The following is a 14,583-nucleotide window of genomic DNA, read 5'->3' as shown; positions in this document are numbered from 1 at the left end:
CTTGTTTTCGAATGTTGCGCAAATTAGGTCCGGTGCGGACATAAAATTACGTCAAATCAGCATTTCGCTAACAATTGATTCTTGGAAAGTCAACAACACTGACATAAAACTAGACCCTGTAACGTGAATTGTGATGAGGTCAGCTATGGCGGATATGCAGGCACCTGGCGGACAGACGCTGCTTTTTCTGACGGATGAGCAGTTGCGCAAAGGGATTGAGGCAATGTTCTTTGCCTATCGCGGGTTTACCGCGGACCCTGATCGGATTCTTGACGAATACAGGTTGGGACGAGCCCACCACAGGGCGCTGCATTTCATTAGCCGCGCACCGGGCACGACTGTGAACAACCTGTTGTCCATTTTGGGTGTTACTAAACAATCGTTGAACCGTGTCCTGCGCACATTGGTTGAAGATGATCTGGTTGAAAGTCGTGTTGGCACACGCGACAAGCGCGAGCGAAATCTGTTCCTGACCGAACGTGGCGTGGAGTTGGAACAAGAATTGTCCACCGCGCAACGCGAACGCATGCGGCAGGCCTATCGCGAGGCTGGCCCCGAAGCGGTTCAGGGCTTTCGCGCCGTTTTGGAAGCTATGATGGACCCCGAATTAAGACGCCATTTCAATCGGGCAAAGGATGAACACAATGAGTGATCTGGCCGAAGCACACCTGCTGATCGTTGATGACGATGAGCGCATCCGCAGGCTCCTGCAAAAATACCTGATCCGTCAGGGGTTTTGGGTCAGTGCAGCGCGTGATGCGGCGCATGCGCGGCGGCTGCTTGAGGGTTTGGATTTCGACCTGATCGTCATGGACGTCATGATGCCCGGTGAGGATGGAATCAGCCTGACCAGATCTTTGCGGGACAGTTTAACCACACCCATTTTGCTGCTGACGGCGAAAGGCGACACAGAGGATCGGATCAAGGGATTGGAGGCAGGGGCAGATGACTATTTGGCGAAACCGTTTGAGCCAAAAGAACTGCTGCTGCGGATAAATGCCATCCTTCGTCGTATGCCGATTGTCACCGAAGAGGTTACGCCGAAAGTGCTCAATCTTGGTGAAAAGCACTATGACACCGAACGGGGCGAGCTGTGGCACGGAGAAGAGCTTGTCCGGCTGACCGCGACCGAAGCCCAATTGATGAAGATTTTCTCGACCACCCCGGGGGATGCGGTCAGTCGCGCGTCTTTGGTTGAACAATTGGGTCGTGATCAGGGGCAAGCGCAGGAACGTGCCGTAGATGTTCAGATCACCCGGTTGCGTCGCAAGCTGGAAAGCGACCCTAAACAACCCCGGTATCTGCAAACGGTACGGGGCGCTGGATATATGCTTGCGCCGGATTGATCGCCAGTATTTGTTCAGCGCCTTGTTGTGCCCTTCGTATTGTCCTAGCGTCGCGCCATGACAACTTTGCTTTATACACACCCGGTCTGCCACGAGCATGTGACGCCGCCGGGCCACCCCGAACAAGTCGCGCGACTAGAGGCGATTGAAGCCGCGTTGGCCACGCCGGGATTTGCCGCGCTTGATCGCCGCGAAGCGCCGATGGGCACGGTCGATCACGTCCGCCTTGGGCATTCCCGGAAATACTTCGAAAAAATTGAAAACGCCGCCCCGGTCGAAGGCTGGGCACAGCTGGACGGCGATACGTTCATGGCCCCCGGGTCACTTGAAGCTGCGTTCCGCGCCATAGGGGCGAATGTGGCGGCAATAGACACTGTTTTGGCCGGCGAGGCGCAGAATGCGTTCGTTGCTTGCCGTCCACCCGGTCACCACGCTGAGAAGGCAACGCCGATGGGCTTTTGCCTGTTCTCAACGGTCGCGATCGCCGCGCGCTATGCGGCAGAGCATCACGGGATGGACCGTATCGCCGTTTTGGATTTCGACGTGCATCACGGCAACGGCACTCAGGATGTGTTGTGGCACGAATCGCGGGTGCGTTTTGTGTCTTCGCACCAGATGCCGCTGTATCCCGGATCTGGCGGGCTGCATCAGAAAGGTGCATTCGGACAGATCATCAACCTACCGCTTGAAGAAGCGACGGGCGGCGAAGTGATGCAAGAGGCATGGGAGAACGTGTTTTCGGCTGTGTTAGAGCCATATGAGCCGCAACTGGTGCTTGTTTCGGCAGGGTTCGACGCCCATCGTCGCGACCCTTTGGCAGGGCTTCAATGGGAAATCGAAGACTTCGCATGGTTGGCGCACCGGATATGCGATCTGGCAGACAAATGCTGCGACGGCCGGGTGGTATCGTCGCTTGAAGGCGGCTATGATCTTCAGGCACTTGGCGACAGCGTCGGGGCCTATGTAAACGTGATGATGGAGCGAGGCGCATGAGCGACAAACCCGTAGGCGAAATGAGTTTCGAAGAGGCCATGCGCGCGCTGGAAGCCGTGGTCGGCCAGTTGGAGCGCGGCGACGTGGCGCTTGAGGATTCAATTAAGCTCTACGAACGCGGGGCCGAGCTGAAGGCGCGCTGCGAGACAAAGCTGAAAGAGGCCGAAGAAAAGGTTGCGGCGATCACACTTGATCCCAATGGCACGCCAACAGGTGCGACGCCGGTCGAAGGGCTGTAAATGTTCCAATCACGATTGACGGAAACAAGCGAGCAAGCGCGGGCTTGTTTGCATGGCGCGATCCGTGGTGATGGCGCGCTAGCGAACGCCATGCGCTATGCGACGGCTGGCGGTAAAGGATTGCGCGGGTTTCTGGTGATGGAAAGCGCGCGGCTGCACGGTGTGGATGACATACGGTCCGTCTGGCCCGCTGCGGCAATAGAGTCTATTCATGCCTATTCACTGGTGCACGACGACTTGCCCTGCATGGATGACGACGACCTGCGTCGGGGTTTGCCTACGGTTCACAAAAAATGGGACGAGGCGACGGCAGTTCTGGTTGGCGACGCACTTCAGACCCTCGCTTTTGAGTTATTGACCAACGAAGCAGTGGGTGATGCACGGGTCGCCCTGATTGCATCTCTTGCGCAAGCATCGGGACAAGTTGGCATGGTGCATGGGCAGGCGCTGGATATCGCAGCCGAAACAGCCGCCGCACCTTTGGACCTGGATGAAATCATCGCACTCCAGGCTGGAAAAACCGGGGCTTTGATCTGCTGGTCCGCTGAAGCTGGGGCATTGCTTGCAGACGCGGACCCCACGCCAATGCGCGACTATGCGACAGCACTGGGACTGGCTTTTCAGATTGCCGATGACATTCTGGACGTGGAAGGCGATGCAAAAGCCGTCGGCAAAGCGGTTGGCAAGGATGCCGATGCTGGCAAGGCGACGTTTGTGTCACTGTTGGGTCTTCAGGCGGCAAAAACTCGCGCAGGCGAGCTTATGGAACAAGCCTGCGACGCTTTAACCCCGTATGGTAAGGGCGCCGATACCTTGCGGGAAGCCGCCCGTTTCGTTATCCAGCGCGACAGATAGGCAACGGGGCGCAGATGGCCAATACACCCGAGACACCCATTCTTGACCGCGTGACGGTTCCAGCCGACATGAAAACTCTGTCCGATCGCGAACTTCTGGCGTTGGCCAAAGAAGTGCGGGCAGAAACCATCTCGGCGGTGTCTGAGACGGGTGGGCATCTTGGTGCAGGGCTTGGGGTAGTTGAACTGACCGTGGCGCTGCACGCTGTCTTCGACACGCCAAGCGACCGGATTATCTGGGACGTGGGTCACCAGTGCTATCCACACAAAATCCTGACAGGACGCCGCGACCGTATTCGCACCTTGCGGGCAGAAGGCGGCTTGTCCGGCTTTACAAAGCGGTCGGAAAGCCCGTTTGATCCGTTCGGGGCCGGGCACAGTTCGACCTCAATCTCTGCCGCATTGGGCTTTGCGGTGGCACGCGATCTGGGTGGTGCGCCGGAACATGGCATCGGTGATGCAATTGCCGTCATTGGCGACGGGTCCATGTCAGCGGGCATGGCGTTTGAGGCAATGAACAATGCTGGTCATTTGGGACGGCGCCTGTTCGTGATCCTGAATGACAACGAGATGTCGATTGCGCCCCCCGTTGGCGCGATGTCCAGTTACCTTAGCCGACTTTATGCAGGCGAGCCGTTTCAGGAGCTGAAAGCTGCCGCGAAGGGGGCCGTTAGCCTGCTGCCCACGCCGTTTCAGGAAGGCGCGCGCCGGGCAAAAGAGATGGTCAAATCCATGACTGTTGGCGGCACATTGTTCGAAGAACTGGGCTTTTCCTATGTCGGGCCGATTGATGGGCATGACATGGAAAGCTTACTGTCGATCTTGCGCACAGTACATGACCGGGCCACCGGGCCGATGCTGATCCATGTGATCACCAAGAAAGGCAAAGGTTATGCCCCCGCCGAGGCGGCGCGTGATCGTGGTCATGCAACTGCAAAATTCGACGTCGCCAGCGGCAAACAACACAAGGCCCCGTCAAACGCGCCCAGTTACACGTCGGTGTTTGGGAAGACGCTGGTCGACTTGGCAGGAAAAGACGACAAGGTCTGCGCCGTGACGGCGGCAATGCCGGATGGCACCGGACTGAACCTGATGGCGGAACGGTATCCGTCGCGATGCTTTGACGTGGGTATTGCCGAACAGCATGGCGTGACGTTCTCTGCGGCGCTGGCAGCTGGTGGTATGAAGCCCTTCTGCGCAATGTATTCAACCTTCCTGCAACGCGGGTATGATCAGGTGGTGCATGACGTGGCGGTGCAGCGGCTTCCGGTGCGTTTTGCTATCGACCGCGCCGGATTGGTCGGCGCTGATGGGGCCACCCATGCGGGCGCATTTGATATCGGTTTCATGTCTAACCTGCCCGGAATGATCGTAATGGCTGCCGCCGACGAGGCCGAGTTGATGCACATGGTCGCGACCGCGCATTCCATCGATGATGGTCCTTGCGCCTTCCGCTATCCGCGTGGCGAAGGGGTAGGAGTCGAGTTGCCCGAGCAGGGCGAGGTTCTGGAAATCGGCAAAGGTCGGATGATCCGCGAAGGGTCACGTGTGGCGATCCTGTCGTTTGGCACGCGCCTGTCCGAGGTCGAGAAAGCCGCCGAGGCTTTGGCCGCACGTGGTATCAGTCCGTCGATTGCCGATGCCCGCTTTGCCAAGCCGTTGGATCGTGATCTGATTATGAAATTGGCGGCGGACCATGAAGCCTTGATCACCATCGAAGAAGGCGCTGTTGGTGGCTTTGGCAGTCACGTTGCACAATTGTTGGCGGAAGAGGCGGTATTCGACACGGGCCTCAAATTCCGCTCTATGGTTTTGCCAGACACGTTCATCGATCACGCCAATCCGGCGCGGATGTATGAAGAGGCTGGTCTTTCGGCCAAGGACATCGAAGCGAAGGTGCTTGAAGTTCTGGGCATCGCGCAAATCGGCGAAAAGCGGGCCTAACTCTCGGCTGCCAGTAGTGCAGCCAACCCATCCTGATAGGTCGGAAAGAGCAGCTTCACGCCCAGTTCGTCCTTGATCCGGTCGTTGCGCACTCGTTTGCTTTCGGCATAGAAGCTCCGCGCCATGGGGGTCATGTCTGCCATCTCGAAATCTTCTGATGGTGGGTGGGGTAAGCCAAGCAGATCTGCTGCGTGGGCCAGCACGTCCTCTGGTGGGGCGGCCAGATCATCGCAGACGTTATAGACCCGCCCCGGATTTGGGTTGGCTATGGACGCGGCCAAAACCTGCGCGATGTCGTCCACGTGGATACGAGAAAACACCTGATTTTGCTTGATGATCCGCCGCGCCGTGCCGCGTCGCACTTTCGCAAATGGACCGCGACCGGGGCCATAAATGCCTGCCAGCCTGAAGATGTGCAGCGGCAGGCCTGTTTCGGCGGCAAGGGTTTGCCAGGCGGCCTCGGCCTCGACCCGTTGTTGCCCCCGTTTGGTCGAGGGGGAAAGAGGTGTCTCTTCATACACCCAGCCCCCATTATGGTCGCCATACACGCCTGTTGTAGACAGATAGCCGGCCCACTGAAGTTGCGGCGCAATGCGGGCAATATCGTCTCTAACCTGCCGCAAAACGGGGTCCCCATCAGTGTCAGGTCCCGCCGAGATCAGTAGATGCGTGGCTTTGGATAGTGGCCCAGTGATGTCCGAGCCCGGCCAGCGGATCACGTCGTCACCCGGCTCTCGCGAGGTGCCAATGATGGTGAAATCGTCGCGCAGCAGTGCGGCGAGCGCACGGGCAGAGTATCCGAAGCCGAAAATAAACAGTGTCTTGTCCATGCGCGCAGTATCGCCGTGGCGACAAGTTTGAAAAGCGCAAAAGTCATGGTGTTTTTGGGGGTTGCGCTAACATGGGAAATTTGAACAATGGGTCAATGGAAAATCCAACTTTCAAAACATGGTCTGAATGTGCGCCCCGTCTGGTCGCCGTAGCGGCTGGACGCGAACCCGCTGATCTGGTGATCCGCGGCGGTCGCGTGGTGAATGTGCACACGCGCGAGGTGCTGGATGATTGGCAGGTTGCGATTGCAGATGGTCGGTTTGCCTATGTCGGCCCCGACGCCAGCCATTGTGTTGGCGACACCACAGAAGTTATCGAAGCGGGCGGTCAATACCTGATCCCGGGTTTGTGCGACGCCCATATGCATATCGAAAGCGGAATGCTGACGCCGGCTGAGTTCGCCCGCGCGGTGATACCGCATGGCACGACCACCATGTTCACCGATCCGCATGAGATCGCGAATGTACTGGGTCTTGAGGGCGTGAAGCTGATGCATGACGAGGCGCTGATGCAGCCCGTCAATATTTTCACCCAGATGCCCTCCTGCGCGCCGTCCGCACCAGGGTTAGAGACGACCGGCTATGAAATTACCGCGGAAGATGTCGCCGAGGCGATGGAATGGCCGGGTATCATCGGGCTGGGCGAGATGATGAATTTCCCCGGCGTTGTGAACGGCGATCCGAAGATGCTGGCCGAGATTACGGCGACGCAGAACGCGGGCAAGACCGTGGGTGGGCACTATGCGAGCCCGGACCTGGGTCCAGCCTTTCATGCGTATGTGGCGGGCGGGCCGGCGGATGATCACGAAGGTACGTGCGAGGCCGATGCCATCGCCCGCGTGCGTCAAGGGATGCGGTCGATGATGCGTCTTGGGTCTGCTTGGTATGACGTTGAAACGCAAATCACCGCGATCACGGAAAAAGGGTTGGACCCGCGCAACTTCATCCTATGCACCGATGATTGCCACTCTGGCACATTGGTGAATGACGGCCATATGAACCGTGTTTTGCGCCACGCAATTGCCTGCGGATGTGACCCTCTGGTGGCGTTGCAAATGGCCACCATCAACACGGCCACCCATTTCGGTTTGGAGCGTGAGTTAGGCTCTATCGCACCGGGACGCCGGGCGGATCTGATCCTGACCGATGATCTGGTTGGCTTGCCCATCAACCGGGTGATCGCACGCGGGAAAACTGTTGCTGAAAGCGGTCAAATCACCGTTGATTGCCCACATTTGAGCTGGCCAGAATATGCGCGTAACACAGTGCATCTGGGCAAAACGCTTGAGGATGTCGATTTCGAGATCGCGGCGCCTGACGGCGCGAATTCGGTTCGTGCCAAGGTGATTGGTGTCGTTGAAAACCAAGCGCCGACAAAGGCTCTTACGCGTGACCTTGGTGTAGTGGATGGCCTTGTGCAAACCGATGAGGCGCAAGATGTGTGCCAGATCGCCCTTGTCGAACGCCACCGAGCCACAGGTGATGTGGTGAACGGTCTGGTGTCCGGGTTCGGGTATACAGGGCGGATGGCGATCGCCTCGACCGTGGCGCATGACAGCCACCACATGATTGTCGTCGGGACAAGCCGCGAAGACATGGCGTTGGCTGCGAACCGGTTGGGCGAAGTTGGCGGTGGAATTACCGTTTTCAAGGACAGCGAAGAGCTGGCCTTGGTCGAACTTCCGGTGGCGGGCCTGATGTCTGACGCGCCCGCGCATGACGTCGCGGCGAAGGCAGATGCACTGGTTAACGCTATGGCCGCTTGTGGCTGCTCACTGAACAACGCTTATATGCAACATTCCCTTTTGGCGCTTGTTGTCATCCCGGAGTTACGCATTTCTGATCTGGGGCTTGTTGATGTGACCCGATTTGAACTGACCAATTTGATTGAGGAACATTAATGCCTTCCAGCGGACACTCTATCCCTGTCATCACGCCGCCCAGCGGCGCTCATGAAACGTTTACGGATGCCAAAGCGGCCGTTCAGCGATTGAAGGCGCTTTATCAGCAAGCCTGTAAATTTCTGTGCGAGACGTTCGAGCAATCGGTGTCTGGTGATCAACCCGACACGCGGTTTCGTGCTTTTTATCCTGAGATTAGCCTGACCACGACCAGTCACGCGCAAATCGACACACGACTAAGCTTTGGCCATGTGTCCGCACCGGGCACTTACAGCACCACGATCACGCGCCCCGATTTGTTTGAAAATTATCTGACGCAACAGATATCTCTGTTGTTGGAACATCATGGGGTTGCCGTTTGGGTCGGATATTCCGACACGCCGATCCCGGTGCATTTTGCGGTGGCAAACGAAACAGACATCACGGTGCCGCAAGAAGGAGCGATGAGCTTTCCATTGCGCGATGTCTTTGATGTGCCCGATTTGTCCAGCACCAATGATGACATCGTAAATGGTGTCGCCCAGCGGGGCGAAGATGGCGCTGCACCCCTTGCCCCCTTTACGGCACAACGGGTTGACTACTCGCTTGCTCGATTGTCGCATTATACCGCGACCAAGCCAGCGGACTTCCAAAATCACGTTCTGTTCACAAACTACCAGTTCTATGTCGAAGAATTCGAGGCCTACGCCCGCCAAATGCTGGCCGATCCTGACAGCGGATATACGGCGTTTGTGGGGCCAGGATACCACCAGATCACAACGCCAGATCAGGCATTGCCGACGCCAGACAAGTTACCTCAAATGCCGTCATATCACCTGAAACGTTTAGACGGTTCAGGGATCACGCTCGTGAATATCGGGGTGGGGCCCTCGAACGCCAAAACGGCGACAGATCACATTGCGGTTTTACGTCCGCATGCCTGGTTGATGGTTGGCCACTGCGCGGGGCTTCGAAACAGCCAGCGTTTGGGCGATTTCGTCCTAGCACATGCCTATCTCCGCGAAGACAAAGTTCTGGACGATGATCTGCCGCTTTGGGTGCCAATCCCACCGCTTGCTGAAATTCAAATTGCGCTGGAACAAGCCGTGGCCAAGGTGACCGAGCTGGAAGGGTATGAGTTGAAACGCATCATGCGGACCGGCACCGTGGCGTCGCTGGACAATCGGAACTGGGAACTTCGTGACCAGTCGGGACCAGTGCAACGCCTTAGCCAATCCCGCGCGATTGCTCTGGACATGGAAAGTGCCACGATTGCGGCCAATGGTTTTCGCTTCCGGGTTCCTTATGGAACGCTTTTGTGTGTGTCTGACAAACCGCTGCACGGAGAGCTGAAATTGCCCGGCATGGCGTCTGACTTTTACAAATCTCAGGTCTCTCGCCATCTGCTGATTGGCATTCAAGCCATGGAAACCCTGCGCGATATGCCGATCGAACGAATCCACAGTCGGAAGCTCCGAAGCTTCGAAGAGACAGCTTTCCTTTAGGGAAATTTGGGGGAAAACACGTAAAAAAGCGCTATTTATTGGGGAAAACTGCACAACAAGTTGTTGTGTCGACTAGCTACATACAGTTAAATGCGCCCAATGAAGCCCAATAAATGGGTAAATGTGAGGAGTGTATTATATGTCGAAACCTATGACGAAGACCCAACTGGTCGCTGCTTTGGCCGAAGAAATGGGCTCGGACAAGAAATCGGCGTCGAGCGCGCTGGACGGTGTCATCAACATCATCACCAAAGAAGTTTCGGGTGGTGGTGCAGTGACCCTTCCGGGTGTTGGCAAGATTTATTGCCGTGAGCGTCCCGCACGCATGGTGCGCAACCCTGCCACCGGCGAGCAGATCCACAAGGATGCTGACAAGGTCGTAAAAATGACCATTGCAAAAGCACTGAAAGACAGCGTTAACGGCTAGTCTTTGTGCTGTCGGGGCTTGTTCCCGGACATGAATTCGGAAAGGGTCGCCCAAGTGGCGGCCCTTTTCTTTTTGGCAGAGGTAGTATGGATTTTCGCGCAATCTTAATGGGGCTGGCCTTTGCGCTTATCTGGAGCTCGGCCTTCACCTCTGCGCGCATCATTGTGGCCGACGCAGCGCCGCTTTATTCGCTAGCCCTGCGGTTTTTCATATCGGGGCTGCTGGGCGTCATCATTGCGCGCGCATTGGGACAGAACTGGAACCTTACCCGCAACCAATGGCGGGCGGTCATCATATTCGGCGTTTGCCAAAACGCGCTCTATCTGGGCCTGAATTTCGTCGCCATGCAGTGGATCGAAGCCGGTCTGGCCGCGATCATCGCCTCTACCATGCCCTTGATGGTGGCTTTTGCTGGCTGGACGGTGTTGGGGGACAGGCTGCGCCCTTTGGCGGTAGCGGGTCTCGTGGCAGGTGTTATCGGCGTCAGCCTCATCATGGGGTCGCGCTTGTCCGGTGGTGTCGATCTGACAGGCGTCATCATGTGTTTCATCGCCGCTGCTGCTTTGACAGCGGCCACGCTTTCGGTCCGCACAGCGTCGTCTGGTGGCAATCTGATGATGATTGTCGGGCTGCAGATGTTTGTAGGGTCCGCGGTATTGCTTCTTGCGGCGCTGATCTTTGAGACGCCAACGGTTACGCCAAGCCTGAAGCTGGGTCTTGCTTTCACCTATACCGTTCTCGCGCCGGGGCTTCTGGCCACCTGGATCTGGTTCTCGTTGGTGGGCCGGATTGGAGCGGTGAAAGCAGCGACCTTCCATTTCCTGAATCCGTTTTTCGGTGTGACAACCGCTTGGTTGCTGCTGGGCGAGGCCCTGACGGTCACCGATTTTGTTGGCGTGGCAATCATCACCATTGGCATTCTTGCTGTGCAGCTTTCGAAACAAAAGCCCACACAGTCGTGAAGCCACTGGCACGCATCGTGAAGTGACTTTTGCGCTCGGCACCTTAGCTTTAACCGCATGGAACTTGTGTTCGGATACCTCGCAGGGTTGTTGACCCTGATCAATCCTTGCGTCCTGCCGGTGTTGCCCATCGTGCTGGCCACAGCCCTGCAGGCCAGCCGGTACGGTCCACTGGCCGTTGCGGCAGGCATGAGCCTGTCTTTCGTAACGCTGGGTCTGGTGGTAACGGTCGCAGGCTATGCGATTGGTTTGACGGAAGACATGGTAGCACGCGGTGGCGCGATTTTGATGGTTGGTTTCGGCCTCATCCTCATGACCCCGATCCTGTCAGAGCGGTTCGCAATGGCGACCACAAGCGTCTCTGCTCATGCAGATACAAGCTTTGATGACATCGATCGCTCAAACCTTGGTGGCCAGTTCCTTGGTGGAATTTTGCTAGGCGCGGTTTGGAGCCCCTGCATCGGCCCAACACTAGGCGGTGCAATCTCGCTGGCGTCGCAAGGCAAAAGCGTTGTGTGGGCGGCAGCGATCATGATTTCTTTCGCGCTGGGCGTCTCGACCATCATCCTTGTTTTGGGCTATGGCGCACGGTCTGCGATCATGCGCAGGCAGGCTTTGATGCGCCGCATCGCGCAAAAATCCCGCCCCATCATGGGCGCAATCTTTTTGGCCGTCGGCTTGGCCATTCTATTTCGTTTTCACCATAGCCTCGAAGCCTGGGCCGTACAAAACCTGCCCGTATGGCTTGTTGACCTCTCTGTCTCTCTTTGAAAGGAGCCCCCTCATGAAACGTCGTGACTTCATCACTTTTACAGCCGCTGCAACGCTAGCACCGTGGGCGGCTTATGCCGCAGCAGATTATGCGCCCGGCCTCGTGACCAAAGCGCTGAACAACGGTGAAACCGTCTTTCTGGACTTCAAAGCCAGCTGGTGCAGCACATGTGCGGCGCAAGAACGGGTGATCAATGCCTTGAAAGCTGAAAATCCCGCCTACGACAAGGCCATCACATTCATCAATGTCGACTGGGACCAGCACGGGAAATCTGCACTGGCGAAATCTCTCCGTATTCCGCGCCGCTCGACGCTGGTCGTTCTTAAAGGTGATCAGGAACTCGGCCGGATTGTCGCGGGCACTTCGAAAAGTGACATCAAAGCGCTGATGGACACGGCGCTTGCTGCCACTTTAGCCTAAGGCTTCTTCTGGCGTGAAGTATCCCCGCCGGAGGCCTCTGATCTGCCGGGCGAAGCCCGGCCCTTTACCCGATCTTACCGCGCACGCCTTCGCCCATCTGGGCGCGGTGCAGCATGACGTGATCCAGAATGACGCAGGCCGCCATAGCTTCCCCCACAGGAACGGCGCGAATGCCGACGCAGGGGTCGTGACGGCCCTTGGTCACAACCTCTATTGGCTCGCCTGATTTGGTGATCGACTGGCGCGGCGTCAGGATCGAGCTGGTGGGTTTCACCGCAAAGCGGACGACGATGTCCTGGCCGCTTGAAATGCCGCCCAGAATCCCGCCTGCATGGTTTGACGAGAATACCGGTTGGCCGTCGTTGCCCATGAAGATCTCGTCTGCATTCTCGGTGCCTCTCAGGCCAGCGGCAGCCATACCTTCACCGATCTCGACGCCTTTCACGGCGTTGATTGACATCATCGCGGCGGCAAGGTCGGTGTCCAGTTTGGCATAGATCGGCGCGCCCAGCCCGGCTGGTGCCCCACGCACAACCACTTCGATCGCGGCCCCGACGCTGTCATTTTCCTTGGTGCGGAGCCTCTGAAGGTAATCTTCCCACTCCTGCACGGCGGTGTTGTCAGGCAGCCAGAACGGGTTTTGGTCAATCGCGTCCCAGTCAAACTTCTCGCGATCAAGATGCAGCGCGCCCATCTGCGTCATGTAACCTTTGATCTCAAGTCCCGGAAGCAGCGCTTTCAACGCTTCGCGGGCGATGCCACCTGCAGCGACACGCGCCGCTGTTTCACGCGCCGACGAGCGCCCGCCCCCGCGCGGATCGCGGATGCCGTATTTCTGCCAATAGGTGATGTCGGCATGTCCGGGACGGAAAGTCTTTTCGATCTCGCCGTAGTCTTTTGACCGTTGGTCGGTGTTTTCGATCATCAACTGAATCGGTGTGCCGGTGGTTTTGCCCTCGTAAACGCCAGACAGGATGCGCACCTGATCGGGTTCATTGCGCTGGGTCATGTTCTTGTTCTGGCCGGGGCGCCGTTTGTCCAGCCAGACCTGGATCATCTCGGGTTCCAACGGCACACCGGGGGGGCAACCGTCGACCGTCGCACCCAAGGCCGGCCCATGGCTCTCACCCCAAGTGGTGACGCGGAAGATATGTCCAAAGCTGTTCATCGACATGCGCATACTCCTTCGTTCTCAGGGTGATAGCGAAGGCGTGCGCGAAAGGGAAGCGCGTCAGTCGTTGCCGTCATTCTGACGGTGCTTTGGTTGCGGGCTGGGGCCGGTGTCATAGCGCGGGTTGGCATTGCGCAGAAGCGGGAGTCGTATCGACACAGACGGCCGGCTTTCCCGCCAGACAATGAATACGCCGGATGCAATGATGATAGATGCACCAACGCCTACCCACATATCGGGCAATTCCTCAAAAAACAGAACGCCGAACAGGGTCGCCCAAAGGATCTGGCTGTATTGACTGGGGGCTACTACCGCCGCAGGTGCGATGCGATAGGCTGCGATGATCATTACTTGTGCCGCCACAGACAGCACACCGACGCTGGCGAACAATCCCAGTTCTGCGACGTCCATCGGGCGATAGACGAATGGAAGCATCAGGGCCATGAAGATGATCGACGACAGCATGGGATAAAGGATCATCACGGCTGTGCGCTCCTCGCTCCCGATCTTGCGCATGATGACGGACCCAAAGCTGGAACACAAAGCAGCAACAAGCGCGCAGATATGTCCGAACGTGATCTGTGTCACGCCGGGCCTGAGCACGATCATAACGCCAATCAAGCCGACCAGAACGGCCGCCCAGCGTTGCGCCCGCACGGTTTCACCCAACAAAACCGCGGACATAGCGGTTATCAAAAGCGGCGTTGCGAAAAGCAGGGCATAGACCTCGGCCAATGGCAGCACCGTAAACGCATAAAAGGCTGTCGACATGGCAATAACTGTTGTGACCGATCGCAACAGGATCAGCCAAGGGTGACGCGGGCGGAAATTATCGACTTGCTTGTCGGCCAACATCAGCACTGACATCGGGACAAAGGCAAACAGCATCGCAAAGAAGATGATCTGGAACACCGAAAAATTGACGCCAAGCGCCTTGATCACGGCGTCATGCGTCGCAAAAACCGCGAACGCGGCGAAAGCGAAGCCCAGCCCTCTGACAGGTGAATTATGTGCGTCCGACATGAACGACTCCGGTATTGGCGGATGTTAGCGTTCACATCGCTGATCACCGCCCTAAGGTCAAGGGGGCTTGCCAAGTCCGCCTAAACCCGTCAGGAATGGCGCCACCTCGGGGGGCCGGATTTAACCGGCTGAGATGCATCCCATGCGGACCCGTTGAACCTGAACCGGCTAGAACCGGCGGAGGGAAGGTAATTTGGATGCCCCAAATGCCACTCCG

At 57.5% G+C, this 14,583-nt stretch carries 15 protein-coding genes and 1 riboswitch; of the genes, 12 read left to right on the top strand and 3 right to left on the bottom strand.

The genetic code is table 11. The features are described 5' to 3' along the window. The first annotated feature begins 145 nt into the window (after positions 1-145). Genes K3556_RS14935 through dxs form a run of 6 tightly spaced genes read left to right on the top strand, consistent with a single transcriptional unit; the run spans position 146 to position 5,376 of the window. Positions 146-652 carry a MarR family winged helix-turn-helix transcriptional regulator gene (locus K3556_RS14935; protein WP_260517548.1) on the top strand — a complete coding sequence of 169 codons (507 nt, stop codon included), beginning with the start codon at positions 146-148 and terminating at the stop codon, positions 650-652. Then, entirely contained in the window at positions 645-1,346 is a 702-nt protein-coding gene (locus K3556_RS14930) for a response regulator (protein ID WP_260517547.1), read from the top strand. The genes K3556_RS14935 and K3556_RS14930 overlap by 8 nt, the downstream gene beginning before the upstream one ends. Before the next feature lie 57 nt (positions 1,347-1,403). Then, positions 1,404-2,339 carry a histone deacetylase family protein gene (locus tag K3556_RS14925; RefSeq protein WP_260517546.1) on the top strand — a complete coding sequence of 312 codons (936 nt, stop codon included), beginning with the start codon at positions 1,404-1,406 and terminating at the stop codon, positions 2,337-2,339. Then, positions 2,336-2,578 (top strand): exodeoxyribonuclease VII small subunit, encoded by a 243-nt coding sequence (locus tag K3556_RS14920; RefSeq protein WP_260517545.1) that lies wholly within the window; start codon positions 2,336-2,338, stop codon positions 2,576-2,578. The genes K3556_RS14925 and K3556_RS14920 overlap by 4 nt, the downstream gene beginning before the upstream one ends. After that, on the top strand, positions 2,579-3,433 hold the full coding sequence (locus K3556_RS14915; protein ID WP_260517544.1) for a polyprenyl synthetase family protein: 855 nt from the start codon (positions 2,579-2,581) through the stop codon (positions 3,431-3,433). 14 nt (positions 3,434-3,447) lie between these two features. After that, entirely contained in the window at positions 3,448-5,376 is a 1,929-nt protein-coding gene (dxs, locus tag K3556_RS14910; protein WP_260517543.1) for a 1-deoxy-D-xylulose-5-phosphate synthase, read from the top strand. Here dxs and K3556_RS14905 read toward each other — a convergent pair. Next, complete coding sequence (locus K3556_RS14905; RefSeq protein WP_260517542.1) at positions 5,373-6,206, bottom strand: SDR family oxidoreductase; 834 nt, start codon at positions 6,204-6,206, stop codon at positions 5,373-5,375. The two genes, dxs and K3556_RS14905, sit on opposite strands and share 4 nt — an antisense overlap. Positions 6,207-6,301: 95 nt before the next feature. On the opposite strand from K3556_RS14905, the gene ade reads away from it, so the two are divergent. From ade to K3556_RS14875, 6 genes are all read left to right on the top strand, one after another. After that, a complete protein-coding gene (gene ade / locus K3556_RS14900) occupies positions 6,302-8,107 on the top strand; it encodes an adenine deaminase (protein ID WP_260517541.1) in 1,806 nt (601 codons plus the stop codon). Next, positions 8,107-9,591: an AMP nucleosidase gene (locus tag K3556_RS14895; protein WP_260517540.1), complete on the top strand. Its 1,485-nt coding sequence runs from the start codon at positions 8,107-8,109 to the stop codon at positions 9,589-9,591. The genes ade and K3556_RS14895 overlap by 1 nt, the downstream gene beginning before the upstream one ends. Positions 9,592-9,730: 139 nt before the next feature. Then, positions 9,731-10,018 carry an HU family DNA-binding protein gene (locus K3556_RS14890; protein WP_248364775.1) on the top strand — a complete coding sequence of 96 codons (288 nt, stop codon included), beginning with the start codon at positions 9,731-9,733 and terminating at the stop codon, positions 10,016-10,018. 86 nt (positions 10,019-10,104) lie between these two features. Continuing rightward, positions 10,105-10,980: a DMT family transporter gene (locus tag K3556_RS14885; protein WP_260517539.1), complete on the top strand. Its 876-nt coding sequence runs from the start codon at positions 10,105-10,107 to the stop codon at positions 10,978-10,980. A gap of 57 nt (positions 10,981-11,037) precedes the next feature. Beyond that, on the top strand, positions 11,038-11,751 hold the full coding sequence (locus tag K3556_RS14880; RefSeq protein ID WP_260517538.1) for a cytochrome c biogenesis CcdA family protein: 714 nt from the start codon (positions 11,038-11,040) through the stop codon (positions 11,749-11,751). A 13-nt stretch (positions 11,752-11,764) separates the two neighbouring features. Beyond that, positions 11,765-12,172: a thioredoxin family protein gene (locus K3556_RS14875; protein WP_260517537.1), complete on the top strand. Its 408-nt coding sequence runs from the start codon at positions 11,765-11,767 to the stop codon at positions 12,170-12,172. 64 nt (positions 12,173-12,236) lie between these two features. Here K3556_RS14875 and aroC read toward each other — a convergent pair whose 3' ends face one another. Together aroC and K3556_RS14865 are read right to left on the bottom strand one after the other, a co-directional pair. Continuing rightward, entirely contained in the window at positions 12,237-13,346 is a 1,110-nt protein-coding gene (gene aroC / locus K3556_RS14870) for a chorismate synthase (RefSeq protein ID WP_260517536.1), read from the bottom strand. A 57-nt stretch (positions 13,347-13,403) separates the two neighbouring features. Beyond that, on the bottom strand, positions 13,404-14,366 hold the full coding sequence (locus K3556_RS14865) for a DMT family transporter (protein ID WP_260517535.1): 963 nt from the start codon (positions 14,364-14,366) through the stop codon (positions 13,404-13,406). 97 nt (positions 14,367-14,463) lie between these two features. After that, positions 14,464-14,569, top strand: a riboswitch (TPP riboswitch). The last annotated feature ends 14 nt before the right edge of the window (positions 14,570-14,583 follow it).

Origin of the sequence: Aliiroseovarius sp. M344 (genome assembly GCF_025140835.1) — a bacterium.
In the GTDB taxonomy this organism is placed as follows: domain Bacteria; phylum Pseudomonadota; class Alphaproteobacteria; order Rhodobacterales; family Rhodobacteraceae; genus Aliiroseovarius.
This window is presented reverse-complemented; position numbering and strand designations above follow the sequence as displayed.